Consider the following 20147-nt stretch of genomic DNA (forward strand, 5'->3'; position numbering starts at 1 on the left):
GCTGCCGGTGCTATCGATTTAGAAAGTTTTGTGACGCTTTTCAAGCGGCCTCCCGATTTTTCGTCGGAAGGCCGCGGTTTTTTCAGGCCATCGACGGGCGCGGCGCGGCCTTTTCCTGGATCGGCCAATGGACGATGGCGGCGAAGATGCCGAGCGCCACGCCGAACCACCAGACCGGATCGTAGGAACCGAAATGGTCGTAGAGATAGCCGCCCATCCACACACCGAGGAAGGAGCCGATCTGGTGCGACAGGAATACGATGCCACCGAGCAGGCCGAGATGGCGGGTGCCGAACATGATGGCGACCAGCGCATTGGTCGGCGGCACGGTCGACAGCCACAGCAGGCCCATGACGATGGCGAAGATGATGACCGATAGCGGCGATTGCGGCAGGAGCAGGAAGGCCGAGACCGCAACCGAACGCGCGAGATAGATCAGCGCCAGGAAATAAGGCTTCGAATAGCGCTGCGAGATCATGCCGGAGCAGAGCGAGCCGATGATGTTGAAGAAGCCGATCAGCGCCAGCGCGATCACCGCATAACGGGCATCGATGCCGATATCGCCGATATAGGCCGGGAAATGGGCGGTGATGAAAGCCACCTGATAGCCGCAGACGAAGAAGCCGGACACGAGCAGCAGGTAGCTCTTGTGGCCCAGCGCCTCCTTCAGCGCCTCGCCGATCGACTGCTTGTACTGCGCCTCCTTCTGCGAACCCGACGAGGCATTGCCGCGCAGCGGGATGGCGACGAGCGGCACCAGCAGCATCAGCACGCCGAGATAGACGAGGCTATCCTGCCAGCCGTAGGCCGAGATCAGGGCCTGGCTCAGCGGCGCAAACAGGAACATGCCGGCCGAGCCCGCCGCCGTGCCGATACCGAAGGCCATGGAGCGCTGCTGCGGCGTGACATTCCGGGCAAAGGCCGAGAGCACGATGCCGAAGGAACCTGAACCGACCGCGAGACCGACGAGCACGCCGCCGCCGATATGCAGCCAGATCGGCGCGCTGGCAAAGGCCATCATGACCAGGCCGCAGGCATAGAGGATGCCGGACATGCAGAGCACCCGCCAGGTGCCGAACTTGTCGGCGATGGCCCCGAAGAACGGCTGGCCGAGGCCCCAGCAGAGGTTCTGCAGCGCCATGGCGAGGCCGAAGGTGGTACGGTCCCAGCCGGTATCGGCGAGCATCGGCAGTTGGAAGAAGCCCATCGCCGAGCGCGGGCCGAAGGTGAGCATCGCGACGAGGGAGCCGGCGATGATAATCAGCCATGGCATGCGATCGACGCTGCTCTGGGTGGTGGATGGCGATAGGGCCGACATTGGGAATCTCCGGATATCTGGAGGCATAAATTACGTCCGGACATCGATCAGCAAAAGCGAATTAATTTGACCGGTCGATCAACAGGCCTGATGGGAAGTCCACTCTCTCACGTGGTATTGACGGCCCGGACTTTTTGTACCATCTCCATGGCGAGCGCCGCCCGGCGCCATTTTCAACCGGACGAAACCAATGGACACCGACAGTCGATTATCGACCGCAATGGTACGACCTCTCCGGTAGGAAGCCCGCATGCTTCACTCCGGTCGGGAGACGGCCCAAGGAGTGAACGATGCTGCAAGTTTATGCCCGCAAGGCCGAGCGCTTTTGCCTGCGCCCCGTTTCCAACGCCGCCATCGAGCAGGCGATTTCCCCTGCCCTGTGGTACGATCTGCTCGACCCGACGCCGCAGGAAGTCGCCGAAGTCGAGGCAGCGCTTCACATTTCCATGCCGACGCGCGAGGAGATGGAGGATATCGAGCTTTCCGCCCGCCTCTATCAGGAGGGCGGCGCCGGTTTCATGACCATGACGGCGCTGACCAATCTCGACAGTGACGAGCCGACGAAGATGCCCGTCACCTTCATCCTGCGCGGCCCGACGCTCGTGACGGTACGCTATGCCGATGCAAAGCCCTTCACCGCCTTCTGCAACCGGGCCCTGCGCGGCAACGGTGCGAGCTACGAGACCGGTGAGGATGTGATGCTCGGCGTCATCGAAGCGATGATCGACCGCATGGCGGATGTGCTCGAACGGCTCGGCAACGAGATCGACAAGATTTCGCGCGAGGTGTTCCGAGGCAAGTCGGGCCGATCGGACAAGAAGACGCGCGACCTCGAAGCGCTGATCGAACATCTGGGCCGCAAGGGCGATTTCCTGAGCGGGGTGCGCGAAAGCCTCGTCAGCATCTCGCGCCTCGTCGCCTATCATGCGGCGGTGGAAAACCCGCTACGCAAGCCTTCCAAGGAAGCCCGGCAGCTGATGAAGCTGGTGCAGCGGGATGCCTCCTCGCTCGGCGACCATGCCGCCTTTCTCTCCGGCAAGATCAACTTCCTGCTCGATGCGACGTTGGGGCTGATCAATCTGGAGCAGAACCAGATCATCAAGATCTTCACCGTCGCCTCGGTGGTGTTCCTGCCGCCGACACTGGTCGCCTCGATGTACGGCATGAACTTCGAGCTGATGCCGGAGCTGCAATGGCACCTCGGCTATCCCTGGGCGATCGGGCTGATGATCTTTTCCGCGCTGATGCCGTTTCTGTATTTCCGGCGGCGCGGCTGGGTTTAGGCCCTGATCTTCATCGGCCAGCGTTCGGTGCGCGTTTTCAGAATGCGCATCTCGTCGCCGAGGCGGACGGGGCCTTCGCTGCGGGGCACGGCATTCCAGCCGAAGAGCACGCCGGGCACGCGGCGGTCTGCCGACATGCGCTTTTCGGCCAGCCCCTGGATCGGATTGCCGCCGATGCGTTCGCCGGTGATCTGGTCCTGCGTCGTCATGATGCAGCGGGCGCAGGGCTTGACCAGATCGAAGACGATGCCGCCGATCTCGACGCTTTCCCACAAATCCTCTTCCCACGGCTCGTCGTTGTCGACGAGGATATTGGTGCGGAAGCGGTCCATGCCGACCGGCTCCTGACCTTTCGAAATCAGCGAGACGTTGAGATCGGCGAGCGAAGCCATATTGGTGATGAGAACGGGGAAACCATCGGCAAAACCGACTGGCGCCGCTTCGCCCGCCCATTCCTCGCCCACCTTGCGGCTGGCGCGATCATCCATGTGCACGAGCTTGACCGGGCGGCCGAACCAGCCGGAGAGCGTGGTGTTGACGGCATCGGCGGCAACAGTGGCGTTGACGTCGCTCGACCAGACGCGGACATCCATGCGGCTTGCCGGATCGAAGGTGACGGTGAGCTTGCGGCCGCCCATGACAAGCGACACGCCGTCCGGCACATGCGTCGCCTCGACCTGGGCGAGGCTTTGCAATTCGCGCTGGGTGATGAACTGGCCATCGGGATCGACCAGCATGAAGCGGCGGTCGCCACGCAGGCCGTCGCGGTCGATGTCGACGATCTCGCGGGGGATGGCCCGGCCGCTCTTCAGCGGATGAATGTTCAATCCGATGACCTTCATGATGCCCTCTTGCGATTTTGATTCAACGACCTGCCGGGACGATTCCGCCGGCGGGCGCAATATATTGTATTGGCTATATTTCTTCCAGAAACATGGCAAGCACTTGCGCAAGCTTCGCCTGCCGGTTCTCCGCCATGCGGCGCCCTGTCCCGGTCTGGAAGCCATCGGTCAGGCGGAACAGCTTGGTCTCGAAATGATCGATGGCAAAGGCCTTGTCGTCGAGCGGCCGGTTTTGCGCCAGCGGATCGAGCGGGTCGTAAAGCGCGCTTCCCATGCGGCCGGCGATATAGAAGCAGCGCGCCGCGCCGACCATGCCGATCGCATCCAGCCGGTCGGCATCCTGCAGGATTTTTGCTTCCAGCGTTTCGGGCGGGATGGCGGCGGAAAAACTATGGGCGTGGATCGCGTGGGCGACGGCCGTGATATCGGCTTCCGGCCATCCGGCCTCCGCGAGGAGAGCGCTGGCCTTTTCGGCGGCAAGGCGGGAGGCGGCGCTGCGGTTGGGCGAGTTCTTCTCCACGGCGACGCAATCATGCAGCAGCACGGCGGCGGCAAGGATACGGGCATCGCCGCCCTCCTCCGCCTGGATCGCAGCGGCATTCTTCCAGACGCGCATCAGGTGAGCGGCATCGTGCGAGCCGTCGCTGGCATCGAAGGCATGCGGCAGAAGCGCGGTGGCGAGCGCGTCATGGGGCGCGAAGGCGGTGGCGTAGGAAATCATGGAGAGCTTTCGGCTGGGGTGGTCGTTGCCGCTTTTCCCGAGAGGATGCGCTGGTAGAACAGGCCGATGCCGATCAACACCGCGCCGAGACCGATGAAGGACAGAGCACGCAGGAAGCCTTCGAGATTGGCCATGTCGATCAGGAACACTTTCAGCACGGCGAGGAAGACGAGGACGGCCGAGGTGATGCGGATGCTTTTCGCATAATAACGCGAGCCGACCGCCAGCAGGATGACGCCGAGCAGCAGCCAGACGACGGAATAGGTGTAGGTCTCCCCTTGCAGGAAGCCATTCCAGTTGGCGATGGTCTCGCCCTGCCAGAAGCGGCGCACCGAGAGCGTCGCCCAGGCGAAGATCAGCACGACGCCGGAGATTGCCAAGGCCATGACATAGGGCATGGGCCGGCGGTGACGGGCATAGCGGGCGAGCGCTGCATAGCCGATGCCCGGCAGCAAATAGCCGATCAACAGCAGATCGACGACCGGGAAACGGCCGAGGCGTTCTCCAGTGAAATAGGGGTTGAGGGCGAAAAGATGGGCCGAGAGCACCGAGATCATCGACCAGACACCGACGGCCATGCCGCCGTAACGGAAGATCGGGCTCGGGGAGCGCAGGTCGAGCGACATGAAGATGCCCGACGCGCCGATCGCCAGCAGCGTGTAGATCGATTGTTCGGCAAGCGTCGGCACGGCGCTGTCGAGCACGCCATTGTTCATGGCGTGGCGGACGAGGATGGCGGCCGTTAGCAGCACGAAGAGGCTTGCGAGCGCTTGCAGCAAGTTGCGAACCCGGAAATCCGACGCGTTGCGCAGGGCATAGGCGCAACCGACAAGCAGCAACGCGGGAATGCCATAACCCGGCAGCAGGGCGTTGAAGACCGGGGTACGGCCGAGCTGCGCGGCACCGACGATGGTCGGGTCCCAGGCGATGCGGGCGAGTACGACGAGGGCCGCCCCCACCATCATCCAGGGCAAGGCCCGCCAGGCGCGGACACGCAGGGCGGCGACATAGAGCGCGCCGAGAACCGCGACGCCGACTGTCGTCGCAAGCCCGTCCGTCAGGGCATGCAGCGCGATCACGAACTGGGCGAGCGAACCGGCCAGCAGGAAGGCATGGGACCAGACAAGGCATCGTTGCTCGACATTCCTGCGGGAAAAACCCTCGGCAAGACCGAGGAAGGCGACGCCGAACAGCAAGGCCGCGATGCCGTGGCGGGCATCAAAGAAGAGATTGCCGGTCATGATCAGCGAAGTGGCGATCAGGATTGCCGGCACAGAAGCGCCGATGGCCGACCAGAGGATTGCCAGCACCGGCCGGCTACCGGCTCGCAGGAACAGGGCGACGGCGGTGAGGATGACGAAGCAGGCCGAAAGCAGGAAGGCGGCCGGCTGGGCCAGCACGGCGCTTTCCGAAACGACGGAAAGGCCGAGGTCGGGATAGGCCATCATGGCGAGATCGTCGAGCGAGGTGATGCTGGCGAAGCCGAGAACGGCGGCGAGCGCCGCCCCGAAGGCGGCATAGACGGCGTTTTCCCTGACGGCGCCGAGGGCGGCAAGGGCTGCGACGATGGCGATGAAGCCGGCGACGGTGTGGCCCGACGAAGTGAAGAGCGGGCCGATCATGGCGATCACGGTCAGCATCGCCGAGAGCGCGGCGGTGACGGTGATAGCGGCGAAAGGCGGCTGTAGCGCGCTGCGCCAGCCGAGCGTATCGGAAGGCGGGGTGGCGAGTGGAGTCTCTTCCGCAATGGCATCCGGCTGGCCTTGCGACTGATCAGTAGCAGCCAATGCGGGCTCCGCGTCATGCAGCAGCGGAGACGAATCGGGGGGCGTCGCCACGGGATCTCCCTTCTCCCCTGCGGGGAGAAGGTGGCCCTCAGGGCCGGATGAGGGGGCGGACTGGCTCGGAGCAAGTGGCAATACCCCCTCATCCGCCCTTCGGGCACCTGCTCCCCGCAGGGGAGAAGGGAGGGCAACCTCCCGCAAAGGCTCAGCCGCAGGCCAGACGAGGCCGACGCCGGCAGTCATCACCAGCATGGCGAAGACAATCGGCCCGACATCGAACGGGTTCGAGGCGGCAATGTAGACCAGCGACCACAGGCAAAGACCGATATTGCCGATGGCCGGCACGATGGACCAGCGGCGCAGCCGTGCGGCAAACAGTGTCGCCAGCCAGGCGACGGCAAGATAGGCGAACAGCACCCAGGGCTTGGGGCTTTCCGACGAGACCAGCGCCGGCGTCAGCATCGAGGCAAGCAGGCCGAGGCCGGCCAGCGCCTGGCCATGCAACAGCGACAGCGCCACCGTTGCCAACGAAACGAGCCCGAGCAGCAGGAAAGCCGGGCCGGCGCCGATGAACCCGTATATGCCATGGGCGGCATAGACCGCGCCGAACAAAGTCACGGCACCGGCCGCCGTGAGGATGCCGGGGATCATCGCATTGTCGAACTGGCCGGTTTTGGCGCGATCCGGCGACAAGGCGCGGCGGCGGATGATTTCGCCGGCAGCGGCCAGCAGCAGGCCGAAAATGGCGGCCAGAACCAGCCGCACGCCGGGGCTGAGCAAGCCCGCTTCGATCGAATAGCGCACCATGAAGACGCCGCCCAGCGCCAGCGCGACGCCGCCGACCCAGACGGCCCAGCGGGCACCGAGGCGGCTTTCCAGGCTCTCCTTCGGCTGCGGGATGGCGGCGTCCACGGCGGCCGGCTCCGTCGTCTTGTCCCAAGGTCCGGCACTGGCGGCCTCCTCAAGAGCGGGATTTTCCGGTTCGGCGGTTTCCGCGACAAGTGCCGCGATGGGCAGCTCGGCTGCGGACGTTTCTGCGCCCGTTTCCCCCGCCGGGATCACGGGCGGAATGCCGCTTTCCTGCAGCCGGGCGAGTTCGGCCTTGATCGCGGCGAGTTCCGTTTCCAGTCGCTCGGCCGTGCGGCGGCTGCTCATATGCGCCGTGATGGCCAGAACGAAACCGATTAGCGTAACGATCTCGAACATGCTTTCCCCTCATCGCGCCGGTCGGTGGCGCTCTTCATTCTTCTTGACGCGTGGCCAGGCCCGTTCATTCAGCCGCGCATCATATTTTCCATCGGAAAGATCGCGCAGGTTTCCGTGCCGTGGGCAAGCAGCTTGCCGTTCTTGTCCCGAAGCCAGCATTCCGAGGTGGCGATGGTGCGGCCGCGATGGACGATCCTGCCTTCGCAGAAGACCTCGCCCATGCCCGGTAGCAGCGGCCGCACGAGGTTCACCTTGAACTCCACGGTCGTATAGCCTTCACCCGGCTTCAGCGTCGTGAAGACCGCGCAGCCGAGGGCGGAATCCATGATGGTGGCGCTCCAGCCGCCATGCACGGTGCCGAGCGGATTGAGATGCTCGTCGGTCGGCAGGCCGCGAAAAACAACCCTTCCCTCCTCCACCGCATCGAGGGTGAATTTCAAGGTCGCGGCCATCGACGGCGCGGGATAGCGGCCGGCCAGCAGATCCTGCATCGCCTTCAGCCCGCCATCGCGCGCCACGTCGGCAAGAGGCAAAGCGCCGATACCGGGGACCGTTACGCCGGGATAGATTTCGACTGTCATGGAGACCTCATGCGGAAAGGGTTCAATGCGCTGGCGGCGTCGCCTGCCGTAGCGCCTTCAGGGCGGATTGGATGAAACCGTCGCGGACGGCGGGCAGCGGAATGCCGCGCGGCTCGTAGACATGGCGGTTGAGGAAAAAAGCGGTCATACGGAAGGCGGCGGCAAGGCTTTCGTAGTCGGCCGCCTGCGTCCTGTCAGACAGGAAGGCAGGGAGCGCCAGCATGCGGTCGGCATAGGGCGCACCCGCCTCGCGGCTGACGGCGCGACCGGATTTCGGCGAGACATAGATGAGATCGGTGCTCGCGCCTGTCGCCGCGCACTCCTTGAGATCGAGGCCGAAGCCGAGATCGTTGAGCACGGCGATTTCGAAACGCACGAAAAGTTCGCCGGCGTCCGTGGGATTGTCGAGATGATCGAGGATGACCGACAGCGCCTCGTGCAGATAGGGGTGCGGGTCGCGCTCGGGCAAAAGCCGCAGCAGGGCGGCCATGGCCTGCACGCCATGGACGGCGGTGGCGCTTTCCATGAGCTGCGCGGCCCTGAGACGCACGGGCTCGATACGGAACTCGCCCATATGCTCTTCCAGCCGCGCGCGCCAGGTCACCTCGACATCATTGCCCGGCTGGAGCACCGGCTGCATCGTCCGCGAGCGTCCCGAACGCACCATACCCATATGCCGCCCATGGGAGCGGGTCATCACTTCGGCGATGACCGAGGTTTCGCCATGACGCCTGACGCCGAGAATGATGGCCTGATCGCTCCACTGCATGGGGCGAACATATAGCGCTTCCCTCGCCCGCCACAAGCGCGGCCGGGACGCCCCGCGGACGGAAGGCGAAACGGCGGAAGGCAGAGGGGATTTTTGCCGCTTTCGTCGCCGGCAGGGTTTTTGGCGCGCGGGCGCAGAAGAGGATGAGCAGCATCTGCGACACCAGCAGCGACTTCGAGCCAATCGACAGCGATGTCGCAGACGTCAGCATGAAATAGATGACGACGCTGCGCGCCCCGATAAAACCGCCGTCGGCGAAACCCGACAGCAGACGCCAGACGGAAAACAGCAGGAGCAGGGTGAGCGGCAGACCATAGGCCGCCGTCATCGCGACGGGGGCGCTTTCGAAGCCGAAGGGCGTGTTCAGCAGGGCATGATAGACGCGGCGCATCTCCGGCTCGACGCCCATGCTCCATTCGCCGGGCGTCAGCTGCGACAGGACAGTCATCGCCGCAAGGCGCGACTGGTCGCTTTTTGCAGAGGCGGCAAAGCGCTCCAGCAATGGATCGGCGATGCCGGATGCCAGAAGTGCAACGAGGGTAAGCGCGCCCAGCGCACACAGCGTCATGGCCCGGCGGCTGAAGGCAAGCCGGACCCGTGACAGAACCCCGAAATGCCGCAGCAGCAGAACAGCCGCGAACCCGAGGCAGAGCACGAGTGCGGCCCGGCCGCCGAAAACGAGCAGGCCGCAAAGATGAGACGCCGCGGAAAGAAGCAGGCCCGGTGCAAGTCCGAACGAAACCAGCCGCGACAGCGAGACCAGCAGCACCGCACCCGTCAGCAGCGCATTGACGAGGGGATGGCCGAGCAGCGCCGTGGGGCGGTTGTCGAAGGTGATCAGCTGATCGGCGGCATAGAACGGCAGGAGCCGCCAGCCGGAGTGGAATTCAAAAAGCCCGACGGTGGAATTGGCGAGGAAGAACAGCGCCAGAAAAGCCGCCGTCACCGAGGTCGCCCTGCCCCCGGCGAATTGCAGGACATAGGCCAGTATCGCCGGTGCGAGGAAGGTGATCACGAGGGAGGAGAGATCGCCGCCGCCGCTACGGGCCGTGAGCGCCACGACCGAAAGCGAAAACAAGGCGGCAAGGCATGGAAAAAACCAGCCGCGCCGCAGCCACGCAGGGATCGCGCGCCGGGAGCCCGGCCGGAGCATCGCCGTCATCACGCAGACGAGGCACAGCAGATAGAAGGAGGGATGCAGCTTTTCCAGAAGGCTGCCGGCGCCGCTCATATAACGAATTCCGGCGCAAAACAGCAGATTGTTCGGCAACATGAAGAGTGAGACGGCAAGAAGCCACAAGGACAGCTGAAGCATGGAAGATAACCCGACACTACCGAAAGCTGCGTATTCCAGCACAAGCTAAAGCGACCGTAAAGCTCGAACAATGACGCGATCGATTTTCCGATTGCAATTTCATTTCGCAACCCTTCAGAGAAAATTCGAATCAAAAACGCTTGCAATTCGATGACACCTATACGAGTATTTCCCTGTCGGTGGCACGATTTACACAGAAAGGTGATGGAACCTGAACTGGCGCATCTGTTTGCGCCGGGACTGAAAAATATTATTTATTTATCCGAAATCGATGATGAGAGGCCGAGATCATCCGGTTTTTCCAGCATCCCTCATTCAACCAATTCGGGATTTTCACGCAACTGTTCGGCCTCATGCGATCGCACTGCCTTAGTGGCGATGCGCGGAAAGGTCGTGTGCCTGAAAGCGCCTTGATGAGCGATCAGCGATGCGGGTTTGCTGGCGGGACAGCGTTGTTTCGTCCGCCCCGTCTATGCCTGACGAAATAGCCATTTCCCCGAATGGTTGTTCTGTTTGTCGTGCCTCGCCGCGATTTCCAGCCTGGAGGAAGAATGACGATAGACGTCTTGATGATCGGGCTTCGCCATATCCACGCGACCCAGGGCGGGATTGAGACCCATGTGCGCCACCTGGCGGAAGAACTTGATCGCCTCGGCGTCAGGGTTGCAGTTGCCGTGCGGCCGCAATCCCGCGCCAGTTCGCCCGTGTCGGTGGATGCGGATGCAGCTCGATTGGAATGCTCTCGTGCGGCCAATAACAATGGCCGTCTCTCCCGGATGGTCCGGATTGTTGCGACAGCAGCTCGCGACCTTCTCTCCCCCACAGAAACGAAACGGCCCGGCGTGCCGGATGAAAGATGCAGTTGGTATCGGGTTTGTGGAGAATACCCGCTTGTAGCGTCTTGCACCCCGGACCGGCCGGTGGGCGGACGCAACGTGAGCGATACCGGCTGCGGCGATGCGCGACGGCCTTCGGCGACAATACGGCTTGTTTCGATCTGGTCGCCGCCGATTGCCGCTTTCGATGCGATCGTTCACAGCTTTCTCTGCGTGCTCTATGCCGCAGTGGTCCGGCCGCGGATCGTGCATGTGCATGCCGTCGGCCCGAGCCTCGTCGTGCCGCTTGCGCGGCTTTTCGGCCTGCGGGTGGTGGCGACCCATCACGGGGAGGATTATCGGCGCGAAAAATGGGGGTGGGCGGCGCGCTTTCTACTGCGCGGCGGAGAGATCATGCAGGCGGGCTTCGCCAACCGTATCCTGTGCGTATCGCAGCCGCTGACGGAGCGGCTGAAGCGGCGCTATCGGCGGGACTATATCTATATTCCCAACGGCGTCGCGGCGAGCGGGGCGGCTTTACCGACCGCGATCCTCGACACGCTCGACCTGAAACCACATCGCTATATCCTGACCGTCGGGCGCATCGTGCCGGAAAAGCGGCATTTCGACCTGATGGCGGCTTTTGCGGCGGCGCGCATGCCCGGCATGAAGCTGGTGATCGTCGGCCTCGGCGAGAACGGATCGCGATATGCGGCGGATGTCGCGAAGGCCGCGGCCATGACCCCGGATGTGATCATGGCCGGTTTTCGTGAGGGGGCGGATCTCGAAGCGCTCTATGCCCAGGCCGCGGTTTTCGCCCTGCCCTCCAGCCATGAGGGATTGCCGATCGCGCTGCTGGAGGCCATGGCGCACGGCTGCGATGTGCTGATCAGCGATATCGAAGCACACCGGGCGCTCAAACTTCCGGCCACCGCTTATCACGCGCTCGGCGATATCGAACAGCTATGCGACGACCTGAGGTTCGCCAGCCGGCGGGCCGCGCTGCCCGGCCGGCGGCGTGACTGGAGCGTGAAGCTTTCGGTCTACCGATGGCCACGCATCGCGCGACAGGTTCTGGAGGTTTTTCACGATCTCGATGCCCGGATCGGAGAGGCCGAGACTCGGACCGTACGCGCCACCGGCTACATTCGCATCCCGTCGATGGTGCGCGGGAAGCGCCGGAAGCGGCCGGCCTGACGCCACATCTCCGTTAACCGCGCCGGCACGTGCCGGCGCTTGGTCACGTCATGGACTGGCGCTGCAGGGTGACGAAGAGGACAAGACCCGCCCCCTGCTTGCCGATGCCGAGGCCCGCTGCCTTGCTGTAGGCCATCGCTGCGACCGGAGCCATCAACATGGCCGCCAGGAGGAACATGCGCAGTGCTATCGTCGCAGGAGCAAGCAAGCTGGACATGGGAGCCTCACGGAGGAGAGGAGATGGGAGGAAGAGGTTAGAGCTTCGCGTTGGCGAGCTTGGTCTGGCAGAACTGGGCGGTGTGGGCGGTGCAGTCGGCGATCGAGCCGGCATAGTTGCGGCGGCGTTCGGTATCGGCGCTGACGGCAGCAGCCAGCATGAGGGCAAAGACAACCATGAGCATGCTGATGATGGTGAGGCGGCGAGCGAGGATATCCATGGTCTTGTCCGTTCGGTGGGCGTTGGGTTCACTTCGATGAGACCCTTTTCGCATAGGCAAACTGAACTGTTTCTGAGATCGCGGTTCATCTCCCGTTCATCTTCGCAGCCTTGCCGTTCAGGTTGAGGCCGCGCGGCGAAATCGGCGGGGGGCAGCAGCTATTTTCAGAGCGCGGTCAGGATTTATAAAATCGATTTAAAAACAGTAAGATGGATGGCCACCCCTTCCCCCGGACCGTCGTTTTCGGAAAAGCGCGCTCACCCACCGGTCACAAGGCTGGAAAACTTGCCCGCCATCGGATGAACGAAATCGTTCAGAAAGTTTGCCGCAACGGCCGGGACCAATGAACGGAAAAAGGCGCCCGCGTCACCGCCAGGCGCCCTTCCCCTTTTCCCGCGCGGTCTTTGCCCCGCTGGCTTACATCTTCGTCCAGGTCTGCGACTTGCAGAGTACCTTGAGCACGCATCCCTGCAGCTTGAGCGATGCGCCGCTGATGGCGGCCGAGCCGCTATAGGTCTTGTCGTTGGCCGGATCGGTGATCTCGCCGGAATAGCTGTCGCCGGCGCCGGCCATGTTGCCGATCTTCTTGCCGGCGTGCTTGCCGGTCTTCAGCGTGATGCAATAGCTGCCGCCGCATGGGGAGATGGCGGCGGTTTCGCCGCTGGCCGTCTTCCAGTTGCCGACGATGGGTTCGGCGCCGAGGGCGCCCGAAGCGGTGGCGAGCATCATTGCGACTGCGAATGTCATCTTACGGATCATGTTTCCTCCTTCGATCCCTGATCGCGCATCAGACGGGCGCGATCGACGGCTCCTCTCCGTCCTGACGGCGACAGTAATTTACGCGAACGTAAAGGTAAACAGTTCGATCCGCGTTTTTCGCCGGAAAATGTCGCCTTTGCGGGCGAGGAAAAACGCATCGCGGAAGCGCGAGTGTTTTTCGTGGTTAGCAGTCCGTTGAAATCGGGACTTGAAGTTTTCGTAAAAATTGAAGCGAAAGCCCCGTTTTCAAACGACTTCCATGTTTAACGAAAATCCAATTTTACCAATCATTTGAACTTTATTTGCGTCACATTAATCATGGATTTTAAGCGGCCATTGAAGGAGCGCGGGCATACTCGAAATCACAAGACGAGCAGGGAAACACACCCCGCCGACACAACCTTGAGGGACCGAAAGCTGCGAAGACGGCACGGCCCTCAAGGCTCGCAAAACAGGGACTGCAACGGTACCAACCAGGCAAACAGGGACACGAAAAAAATGGCACGCTTTGACATTCAGAATGCTTCGGATGCCGGTAGCGAAAACCGCGCGGACATCTTTTGCGAAATGGGCTTGATGTATGCAACCGGCCGCGGCTGCGCCGTCGATCTGATTGCCGCCCACAAGTGGCTCAACATCGCCGCGATCAAGGGCTCGGACCGGGCTGCCGCCCTGCGCGCCGATCTCGCGGCGGCGATGAGCAAGACCGATCTCGCAACGGCGCTGCGCGCCGCCCGAGAGTGGATGACGCTCCACTAATCATTCTCCTGAAATACCGATGCGCCTGCCTCCAGAAGGCGCTCATGCCCGCAAGCCCTTGCCATCACGGGTTTCCCTCCCGGCTGCAAGGGCTTTCGGTTTTGCGGTGTTTTCAGAGTGTCTTCAGGACCGCCGGAAGCGCTGCGTCCAGAAGCGCCATGTCCGCTTCCGGGCCGGTGCTGATGCGGATGCAGCGGTTGAGCGGGGCGACGCCCGGCATGCGGATGAAGATGCCGTGATCGGCCATCAAACCATCGACGATGGCGCGGGCATAAACGGCATCGCGGCCGCAATCGATCGCCACGAAATTGGTGGCCGACGGCAGCGGCGTGAGACCGTTTCGGGTGGCGATGCCGGAAATCCGCGCGCGCGAGGCGGCGATCTCGGCCAGCACCTTTTCGAGATAATCCTGATCCTGCAAGGCGGCGATGGCGCCGGCCGTCGCCATGCGGTTCATGCCGAAGTGATTGCGGATCTTGTCGAAGGCCTGCGCCGTGCCGGGCGTGGAGATCGCGTAGCCGACGCGGGCGCCGGCAAGGCCGTAGGCCTTGGAGAAGGTACGCGTGCGAACAATGTTCGGCCGGTCGAGGAAGGCGTCGATCGATGGGACGGAGCCGGCGGGCGCGGTTTCGCCATAGGCTTCGTCCAGCACCAGCAGGCAGTTTTCCGGCAGGGCGCGGGCAAAGGCGATGACGCTTTCGGCATCCCACCAGCTGCCCATCGGATTGTCCGGGTTGGCGAAGTAGACGAGCGGCGCATTTTCGCGCCGTACCGCTTCAAGCAGGCCGTCGAGATCTTCGCGGTCACCGGCATAGGGCACGGTGACAAGCCGGCCGCCATGGCCGGCGACGTGGAAATTGAAGGTGGGGTAAGCGCCGAGCGAGGTGACGACCGGCGTTCCGGGATCGACCACCAGACGCACGATCTGGCCGAGCAGGCTATCGATACCCTCCCCGATCGCCAGATTGGCGGCGGAGATGCCGAGTTTTGCGGCAAGAGCCTGTTTCAGCTCGAAGTTTTCGGGATCATTGTATTTCCAGATACCGGTAGCAGCCTCGGCCATCGCCGCCAGCACCGAGGGCGCGGGGCCAAAACCGTTTTCATTGGCGCCGATGCGCGCCAGCACCGGGCGGCCGCGCTGGCGCTCGATGGCCTCGGGGCCGACAAAGGGAACGGTGGATGGAAGGGAGGCCGCAAGCGGCGTGAAACGGGAAAAAGCAGACATCAGGCTCAACGATTCCGAAGGAAGAATGCGCTGAGCCTATCGCATAAATAACCGAACCGAAATCGGCGTTGTGAGAATTCCGGGGCCGGCCGTCTGTCGCCTCAATGCTTCTTCACGGCTTCGCCGGTGAAGAATTCGTGGCGGACGATCTCGTGCAGCAACTGCTCATCGATCGGCTTGATGAAATGCACCTCGACCCGATTTTCCTTGCGGAACAGCTCGGCACAGCCGATGCGCTTCTTGATGCCGACGATCGCGAGATAATAGTGAAGCGGCAGGCCGATGGTGGTGTTGACCGAAAAACAGGCGCCGCCGCGCGAGATTTCCAGCATCCGGCAGACCCGCGTCGAAACGCCGGCAAGCCCCGGCCGCACCGACATCAGCGTGCCGGCCTGCCCCACCCGAAACCGCTCGAACCGCTCCTCATAGAGCTTGGAGCGCACCACGGCATACATCGTCGATTGCTGTTGCATGCTTCCTCCTTGATCGTCATCCGCCACAAGCGGATGGATCATCTGCACCAAAGCGCCGTTCATGAAGCATCGGCGACGGATATTGCCATCGGCTGAAAGGATTTGTTTGTATTTTAGGGATCGTTTTAAAGAGCAAAAAAGGACTTGGAGCGCTTCGCACTTTTGCTGGCAATGCTCTAAATGCCATTGCTCTGGAAGGCGCTGCGGATCAGCTGGCGGAGGAAATCCTGCGACAGCACCATATTGAAGCGCACGCCAAGCTCAGCGCCAAGCCGGTGGACCTGGGTGCAGCCGATCTCTTCCTTGAAGCCATCGATCTGCAGGAAGAAATTCTTCGGCAGCGGAATGTTCGGATTGAAATCGAGCATAGCGCCGCCGATGGAGATGTGGCGCAGCAGGCAGCTGTATTTTGTCTTCGCCTTCAGGTGCTCGCCGATGATCAGGATGCGGCACGGCCGCTCAATATAAAAATGCTTGTAGGTGGTCGTCAGCTCGCCCGGCCGGGGCTCGGCGACATGCATCCGCAGCGACATCTGAAACAGCCTCCAAGGCTCCAGGCTTCAATTTTTGCGCAAGTTTCCTCAGGCTTGCTTGCCCTAAGCTTGTCCGCCGGACGCGCCCGATGTCAAGGCATCGAAAAATCCGCCGAACCCCACATTGAAACCGCCCTTCCCATACGTAATACTTCCGAAAAGGCACGGGCGGCAGGGCCGCTCGTGTCGGGGATAGCCGCGCAGCCTGCCCGTTCGGCATGGCGGCGATGGCGGAGGGAGAGCCATGTTGAAATCGCTTGCGCCGCGCAGCCTGCGGACCGTCGTGTTATGCCTTTCGGTTCTGGTTTGCCAATATGGTGTGGCGGAGGCCGCTGCCCGTGTCGCGCTGCTCATCGGTAACGAAAAATACGAGGCGACATCGCAGCTCAACAACCCCGCCAATGACGTCGAGCTGATGAAGACGGCCTTGGAAGAAGCCGGTTTCGACAGCGTCACCACCGTTCATGACCTGACCCGCGGCGCCATGGTGCGGGCGCTGCGCGATTTCGAGGATATGGCGACGGGCGCGGATGTCGCGATCATCTACTATTCCGGCCACGGCATGGAGATGAACGGCGAAAACTACCTGCTGCCGGTCGATGTAACGCTGAAGAGCGACAAGGACGTGGAAGACGAGGCCGTGCCGCTCGACCGCGTGCAGCGCTCGCTGGAGGGCGCCAAGCGGCTGAAGCTGGTGATTCTCGATGCCTGCCGCAACAATCCCTTCGAGCAATCCATGACCCGCTCGATTTCCACCCGCGCTGTCAGCCGCGGCCTAGCCCGCGTCGAGCCGGAATCGGCCGATCTGCTGGTCGCCTTCGCCTCGAAGGCCGGCACCGTGGCGATGGACGGCGAAGGCAAGAACAGCCCCTTTGCGACAGCGCTTGCGAAATACCTGACCGAGCCCGGCGTCGATGTGCGCATCGCGCTCGGCAAGGTGCGCGACGAGGTGGTGACCGCCACCAACCGCGAGCAGGAGCCCTTCGTCTATGGCTCGCTCGGCGGCGCGCAAATTTTCCTGAACATCAAGGAAATCAACATCAACGTCACGACATCCGGCGAGCAGCAGGTTTCGCCGAACGGCCAATCCGCCGCCGCTGCCGACTGGCAGAATATCCGCGATCTCGCCGACAAGGAGCTGATCGAGGTCTTCCTGCAGAAGCACGGCGGCGATCCCGTCTACAAGATGCTGGCGGAAAAGAAGCTCAAGCTTTTGAACGAGGCCGAACAAACCTCGACCACCAGCCCGGACGAGATCGCCTGGGAAGCGTTGAAGCAATCGACCGATGCGGCGGCGCTGACCCGCTTCATCGAGCGCTATCCCGACAGCACCCACAAGGCCGAAGCCGAGCAGCAGATCGCGGCGCTAGAGCCGAAGAAGGGTCTCAATATCTCCCAGACCGGCAAGGACACGCAGGCCTCGCGTGACTGCTATCTGCTGGCCGGCGAGCCGCAATCCATGCCCGGCTTCCTCGGTGTCAATTTCCTGAAGATCGATTCGGAGCGGGCATTGACGGCCTGCGCCCAGGCAGTCAACGAAAACCCAGACGACATGATGCTCGTCAACCTGCTGGGCCGCGCCTATGACGCCGGCCGCAACTATCCCGAGGCGCGCAGCACCTACCAGAAGGCCGCCGACGGCGGCAATATGTACGGGCTGACCAACCTCGCCTGGTTCTCGATCTACGGAACCGACGGACCGGTCGATATCGAGGCCGGCAAGCGCATGTTCGAGAAGGCCGCCGCTGCCGGCAACCCCTATGCCCAGGCCTCGCTCGGCTGGCTCTACCGCGAAGGCTATGGCGGCGTGCCGCAGGATTTCGCCGAATCGAAACGGCTCTACGAGGCATCCGCGAGCCAGGGCTACGCCAACGCCATGGCGACGCTCGGCTGGTTCTACCGCGAAGGCAAGGGCGTGCCGCAGGATTATGCGGAATCGCTCAAGTGGTACATCAAGGCCGCGGACGGCGGCGATGCCAACGCCATGTCCTCGCTCGGCTGGGCCTATCAGAACGGGCTCGGTACGGCGCAGGATTATGCCGAGGCCAAGAAGTGGTATGAAAAGGCCGCCAATGTCGGCGATGCCTATTCGATGGCCCTGCTCGGCTGGTTCTACGATGTCGGCAACGGCGTGCCGCAGGACTACGAGCAGGCCCGCAACTGGTATGAGATGGCGGCCAATGCCGGCAGCGCCTATGCCATGGGCGGCCTGAGCCGCCTCTACGACTTCGGCCTCGGCACCAAGCCGGACCCGAAGGAAGCCGTGCGATGGGCAGCCGCCAGCATCGAGGGAGGGGATCAGGGCAAGCTCGACGAGGTCAGAACCAAGCCGGACAACTTCACGGCCGATTTCCGCCGGGAATTCCAGGCTCTCCTGAAGGAGCGCGGCTTCTACAGCGGCCCGATCGACGGCGATTTCGGCGCCTCGACCCAGGCCGCCATCGACCGGCTGGCGCAACACAGCTGAGCCGGCGGGAAAACGGCAATTCCCGTAGAATTCAACGGATGCGGGCTTTGCCAAAACGGGCTAGGTTTCCTCATCCCCGATGGATTGAAACTTCAAGCCCCTGCGCAAGCGGGGGCTTTTTATCGGCTGCGGGTGCGAAATGCGGCGGATGGGGTTCGTACTCCAGCCGATGCGGGCTGCCAAAGCCGCACCTTTAGAACCGGCACGCAAGCTCGCGTCTCTTCCCGTCACAAGCAGGAGATTAAAATTTCGGATTTGTGAGCGAAGCCATCAAAAAGCCCTTGCATTGAAGGGCATCTAACCTTAGTCAGGCGTCAACGGAGAGGTGGCCGAGTGGTCGAAGGCGCTCCCCTGCTAAGGGAGTATACCCGGAAGGGTATCGTGGGTTCGAATCCCATCTTCTCCGCCATTTTCCCCTTGGACATGCTGGAAATTCCGAACTTGCCGAGTTTCAAGGGTGTGCAGACTGCCGCCTGGGCACAAAGGCGGTCCACGTTCGCTTCGGTTCTTCTCGCCGCAAAATCCAATTGCGAATCCGTCAGGCGGCGGCTTTCAGGAGCCATGCCTCATGGTTCTTGAGAAAGACCTTGAGACGTTCCGGATAATCGTCGGTGACGGCTTCGCGCACGCTCTGGCGCTTTGCAAGCGCGTTTCGCCATGCGGTCACGCGGGGGTATCCGTCGAACACGCCAGTTGGTGCGATGGTGTCGAACACGTCGAAATAGCGGAAGACCGGCGCGAAAACCGCATCGACCAGGCTTAACGCACCGCCGGCGAAGAATGGCCCCTCCCCCAGTTCGGTCTCGACTCGGCCGAACTTTTCGATCAACGCTTTACGCTTGGCATTGTAGGTTTCCACATCCTTGGCCGTTTCGAAACCCCACAGGTCGGAGAGGATAGAGGAGCCGAATTCGATCCAGCCGCGATGCCGCGCCCGCGCCAGCGGGTCGGCGGGATGCAGGGCCGTGCCGGGCTGCGTTTCCTCGAGATATTCGCAGATGACGGCGCTCTCGAACAATACGGCTTGCGTGCCATCGTCCTGGCTGACGATCAAGAGCGGCACCTTGCCGAGCGGGGAGATGGCAAGGAACCAATCCGGCTTTGCGGCCAGGTCGACATAGCGGCGTTCGAACGGCACGCCCTTCTCGGCCAGAGCGATGGCGGCCCGCTGGACGTAGGGGCAAAGATGATGGCTGATGAGGGTCAGCTTGGCATCGGACATGATGAAATCTCCTGGATACGGATCAGTGAAAGGCGGCGGAGGAACGAAGCGCATAGCGGCCGTCGCCAAACAGGAACTGGGCGACGGACAGGACGATGAGGTAGAGCGGATATTCCCAGCCCCCACCCGCTGCGGTGAACACCCACCCATTGCCGCCATGCGCCCAGATGATCGCCCCGAGAAGCGCCGGGATCAGCGCCACGGCCACCCAGCGGGCATAGATGCCGAGAACCAGCATCAGGCCGCCTACGGCTTCCGCCGCGAAGGTGACGTAGGCCAGCCATCCGGGCAGGCCTATGGACACGAAATAACCGGCTGTTCCGGCAAGGCCGAAAGTGAACAGTTTGAGCACGATGGAATGGGCGAGATACATCACGCCGAGGCTGATACGCAGCAGTGTTGCCCCGTAGGCCGTCAGTTGCTCCTGGGTCATACGAAAGG

Annotated in this window: 20 protein-coding genes and 1 tRNA gene; 6 read left to right on the forward strand and 15 right to left on the reverse strand. The window is 62.7% G+C overall.

All coding sequences use genetic code 11. The annotated features are described in order from the left end of the window. Positions 1–82: 82 nt before the first annotated feature. Positions 83–1318 carry an MFS transporter gene (locus tag ASC86_RS01090; protein ID WP_056315024.1) on the reverse strand — a complete coding sequence of 412 codons (1236 nt, stop codon included), beginning with the start codon at positions 1316–1318 and terminating at the stop codon, positions 83–85. Positions 1319–1608: 290 nt separating this feature from the next. Between ASC86_RS01090 and ASC86_RS01095 the strand changes: the two genes are divergently transcribed. Then, positions 1609–2601 (forward strand): magnesium transporter CorA family protein, encoded by a 993-nt coding sequence (locus tag ASC86_RS01095; RefSeq protein ID WP_056315026.1) that lies wholly within the window; start codon positions 1609–1611, stop codon positions 2599–2601. On the opposite strand, the gene ASC86_RS01100 is transcribed toward ASC86_RS01095, so the two are convergent. From ASC86_RS01100 to ASC86_RS26445, 6 genes are all read right to left on the reverse strand, one after another. Continuing rightward, the gene (locus ASC86_RS01100; protein WP_056318073.1) at positions 2598–3443 is read right to left on the reverse strand and encodes an MOSC domain-containing protein; all 846 of its coding nucleotides are present in this window, start codon (positions 3441–3443) and stop codon (positions 2598–2600) included. The two genes, ASC86_RS01095 and ASC86_RS01100, sit on opposite strands and share 4 nt — an antisense overlap. Positions 3444–3516: 73 nt before the next feature. Further along, the gene (locus tag ASC86_RS01105; protein WP_056315028.1) at positions 3517–4164 is read right to left on the reverse strand and encodes an HD domain-containing protein; all 648 of its coding nucleotides are present in this window, start codon (positions 4162–4164) and stop codon (positions 3517–3519) included. Next, positions 4161–7154, reverse strand: a complete 2994-nt coding sequence (locus tag ASC86_RS01110; RefSeq protein WP_056315029.1) for a DUF2339 domain-containing protein — start codon at positions 7152–7154, stop codon at positions 4161–4163. Before ASC86_RS01110 ends, ASC86_RS01105 begins: the two co-directional genes overlap by 4 nt. A gap of 68 nt (positions 7155–7222) precedes the next feature. Beyond that, complete coding sequence (locus ASC86_RS01115) at positions 7223–7735, reverse strand: PaaI family thioesterase (protein WP_056315031.1); 513 nt, start codon at positions 7733–7735, stop codon at positions 7223–7225. A 22-nt stretch (positions 7736–7757) separates the two neighbouring features. After that, positions 7758–8444, reverse strand: coding sequence for a DNA repair protein RecO (recO, locus tag ASC86_RS01120; protein ID WP_244477534.1), 687 nt, complete (start codon positions 8442–8444; stop codon positions 7758–7760). After that, the gene (locus ASC86_RS26445) at positions 8347–9819 is read right to left on the reverse strand and encodes a VpsF family polysaccharide biosynthesis protein (protein ID WP_244477499.1); all 1473 of its coding nucleotides are present in this window, start codon (positions 9817–9819) and stop codon (positions 8347–8349) included. Before ASC86_RS26445 ends, recO begins: the two co-directional genes overlap by 98 nt. A gap of 204 nt (positions 9820–10023) precedes the next feature. Between ASC86_RS26445 and ASC86_RS26375 the strand changes: the two genes are divergently transcribed. Next, positions 10024–10233, forward strand: coding sequence for a hypothetical protein (locus tag ASC86_RS26375; RefSeq protein ID WP_156386857.1), 210 nt, complete (start codon positions 10024–10026; stop codon positions 10231–10233). 521 nt (positions 10234–10754) lie between these two features. Next, on the forward strand, positions 10755–11831 hold the full coding sequence (locus ASC86_RS01130) for a glycosyltransferase family 4 protein (RefSeq protein ID WP_056315038.1): 1077 nt from the start codon (positions 10755–10757) through the stop codon (positions 11829–11831). A 43-nt stretch (positions 11832–11874) separates the two neighbouring features. Here ASC86_RS01130 and ASC86_RS26155 read toward each other — a convergent pair whose 3' ends face one another. The 3 genes from ASC86_RS26155 to ASC86_RS01140 form a co-directional block, all read right to left on the reverse strand. Continuing rightward, positions 11875–12048, reverse strand: a complete 174-nt coding sequence (locus ASC86_RS26155; protein WP_200943758.1) for a hypothetical protein — start codon at positions 12046–12048, stop codon at positions 11875–11877. Between the two features lie 37 nt (positions 12049–12085). After that, positions 12086–12268 (reverse strand): hypothetical protein, encoded by a 183-nt coding sequence (locus ASC86_RS01135; protein WP_056315040.1) that lies wholly within the window; start codon positions 12266–12268, stop codon positions 12086–12088. A gap of 417 nt (positions 12269–12685) precedes the next feature. Beyond that, entirely contained in the window at positions 12686–13027 is a 342-nt protein-coding gene (locus ASC86_RS01140; RefSeq protein ID WP_056315042.1) for a DUF2147 domain-containing protein, read from the reverse strand. Positions 13028–13525: 498 nt separating this feature from the next. Between ASC86_RS01140 and ASC86_RS01145 the strand changes: the two genes are divergently transcribed. Then, positions 13526–13786, forward strand: a complete 261-nt coding sequence (locus tag ASC86_RS01145) for a sel1 repeat family protein (protein WP_056315044.1) — start codon at positions 13526–13528, stop codon at positions 13784–13786. 112 nt (positions 13787–13898) lie between these two features. Here ASC86_RS01145 and ASC86_RS01150 read toward each other — a convergent pair whose 3' ends face one another. The 3 genes from ASC86_RS01150 to ASC86_RS01160 all read right to left on the reverse strand — a co-directional run bounded on the left by ASC86_RS01150 (position 13899) and on the right by ASC86_RS01160 (position 16017). Continuing rightward, positions 13899–15011 carry a pyridoxal phosphate-dependent aminotransferase gene (locus tag ASC86_RS01150; protein WP_056315046.1) on the reverse strand — a complete coding sequence of 371 codons (1113 nt, stop codon included), beginning with the start codon at positions 15009–15011 and terminating at the stop codon, positions 13899–13901. 101 nt (positions 15012–15112) lie between these two features. Continuing rightward, positions 15113–15484: a hypothetical protein gene (locus tag ASC86_RS01155; RefSeq protein ID WP_056318076.1), complete on the reverse strand. Its 372-nt coding sequence runs from the start codon at positions 15482–15484 to the stop codon at positions 15113–15115. 176 nt (positions 15485–15660) lie between these two features. Beyond that, the gene (locus tag ASC86_RS01160) at positions 15661–16017 is read right to left on the reverse strand and encodes a PilZ domain-containing protein (RefSeq protein ID WP_056315047.1); all 357 of its coding nucleotides are present in this window, start codon (positions 16015–16017) and stop codon (positions 15661–15663) included. 244 nt (positions 16018–16261) lie between these two features. On the opposite strand from ASC86_RS01160, the gene ASC86_RS01165 reads away from it, so the two are divergent. After that, positions 16262–18484, forward strand: a complete 2223-nt coding sequence (locus ASC86_RS01165; RefSeq protein WP_056315048.1) for a caspase family protein — start codon at positions 16262–16264, stop codon at positions 18482–18484. A 319-nt stretch (positions 18485–18803) separates the two neighbouring features. Continuing rightward, a tRNA-Ser gene (locus ASC86_RS01170) sits at positions 18804–18893 on the forward strand. A 129-nt stretch (positions 18894–19022) separates the two neighbouring features. Here the strand turns inward: ASC86_RS01170 and ASC86_RS01175 are convergent. Both ASC86_RS01175 and ASC86_RS01180 read right to left on the reverse strand, forming a co-directional pair. After that, entirely contained in the window at positions 19023–19706 is a 684-nt protein-coding gene (locus tag ASC86_RS01175) for a glutathione S-transferase family protein (RefSeq protein WP_056315050.1), read from the reverse strand. A gap of 22 nt (positions 19707–19728) precedes the next feature. Continuing rightward, a complete protein-coding gene (locus tag ASC86_RS01180) occupies positions 19729–20139 on the reverse strand; it encodes a DoxX family protein (RefSeq protein ID WP_056315052.1) in 411 nt (136 codons plus the stop codon). Between the last annotated feature and the right edge of the window lie 8 nt (positions 20140–20147).

Origin of the sequence: Rhizobium sp. Root1212, from assembly GCF_001424985.1 — a bacterium.
Lineage (GTDB): Bacteria > Pseudomonadota > Alphaproteobacteria > Rhizobiales > Rhizobiaceae > Pararhizobium.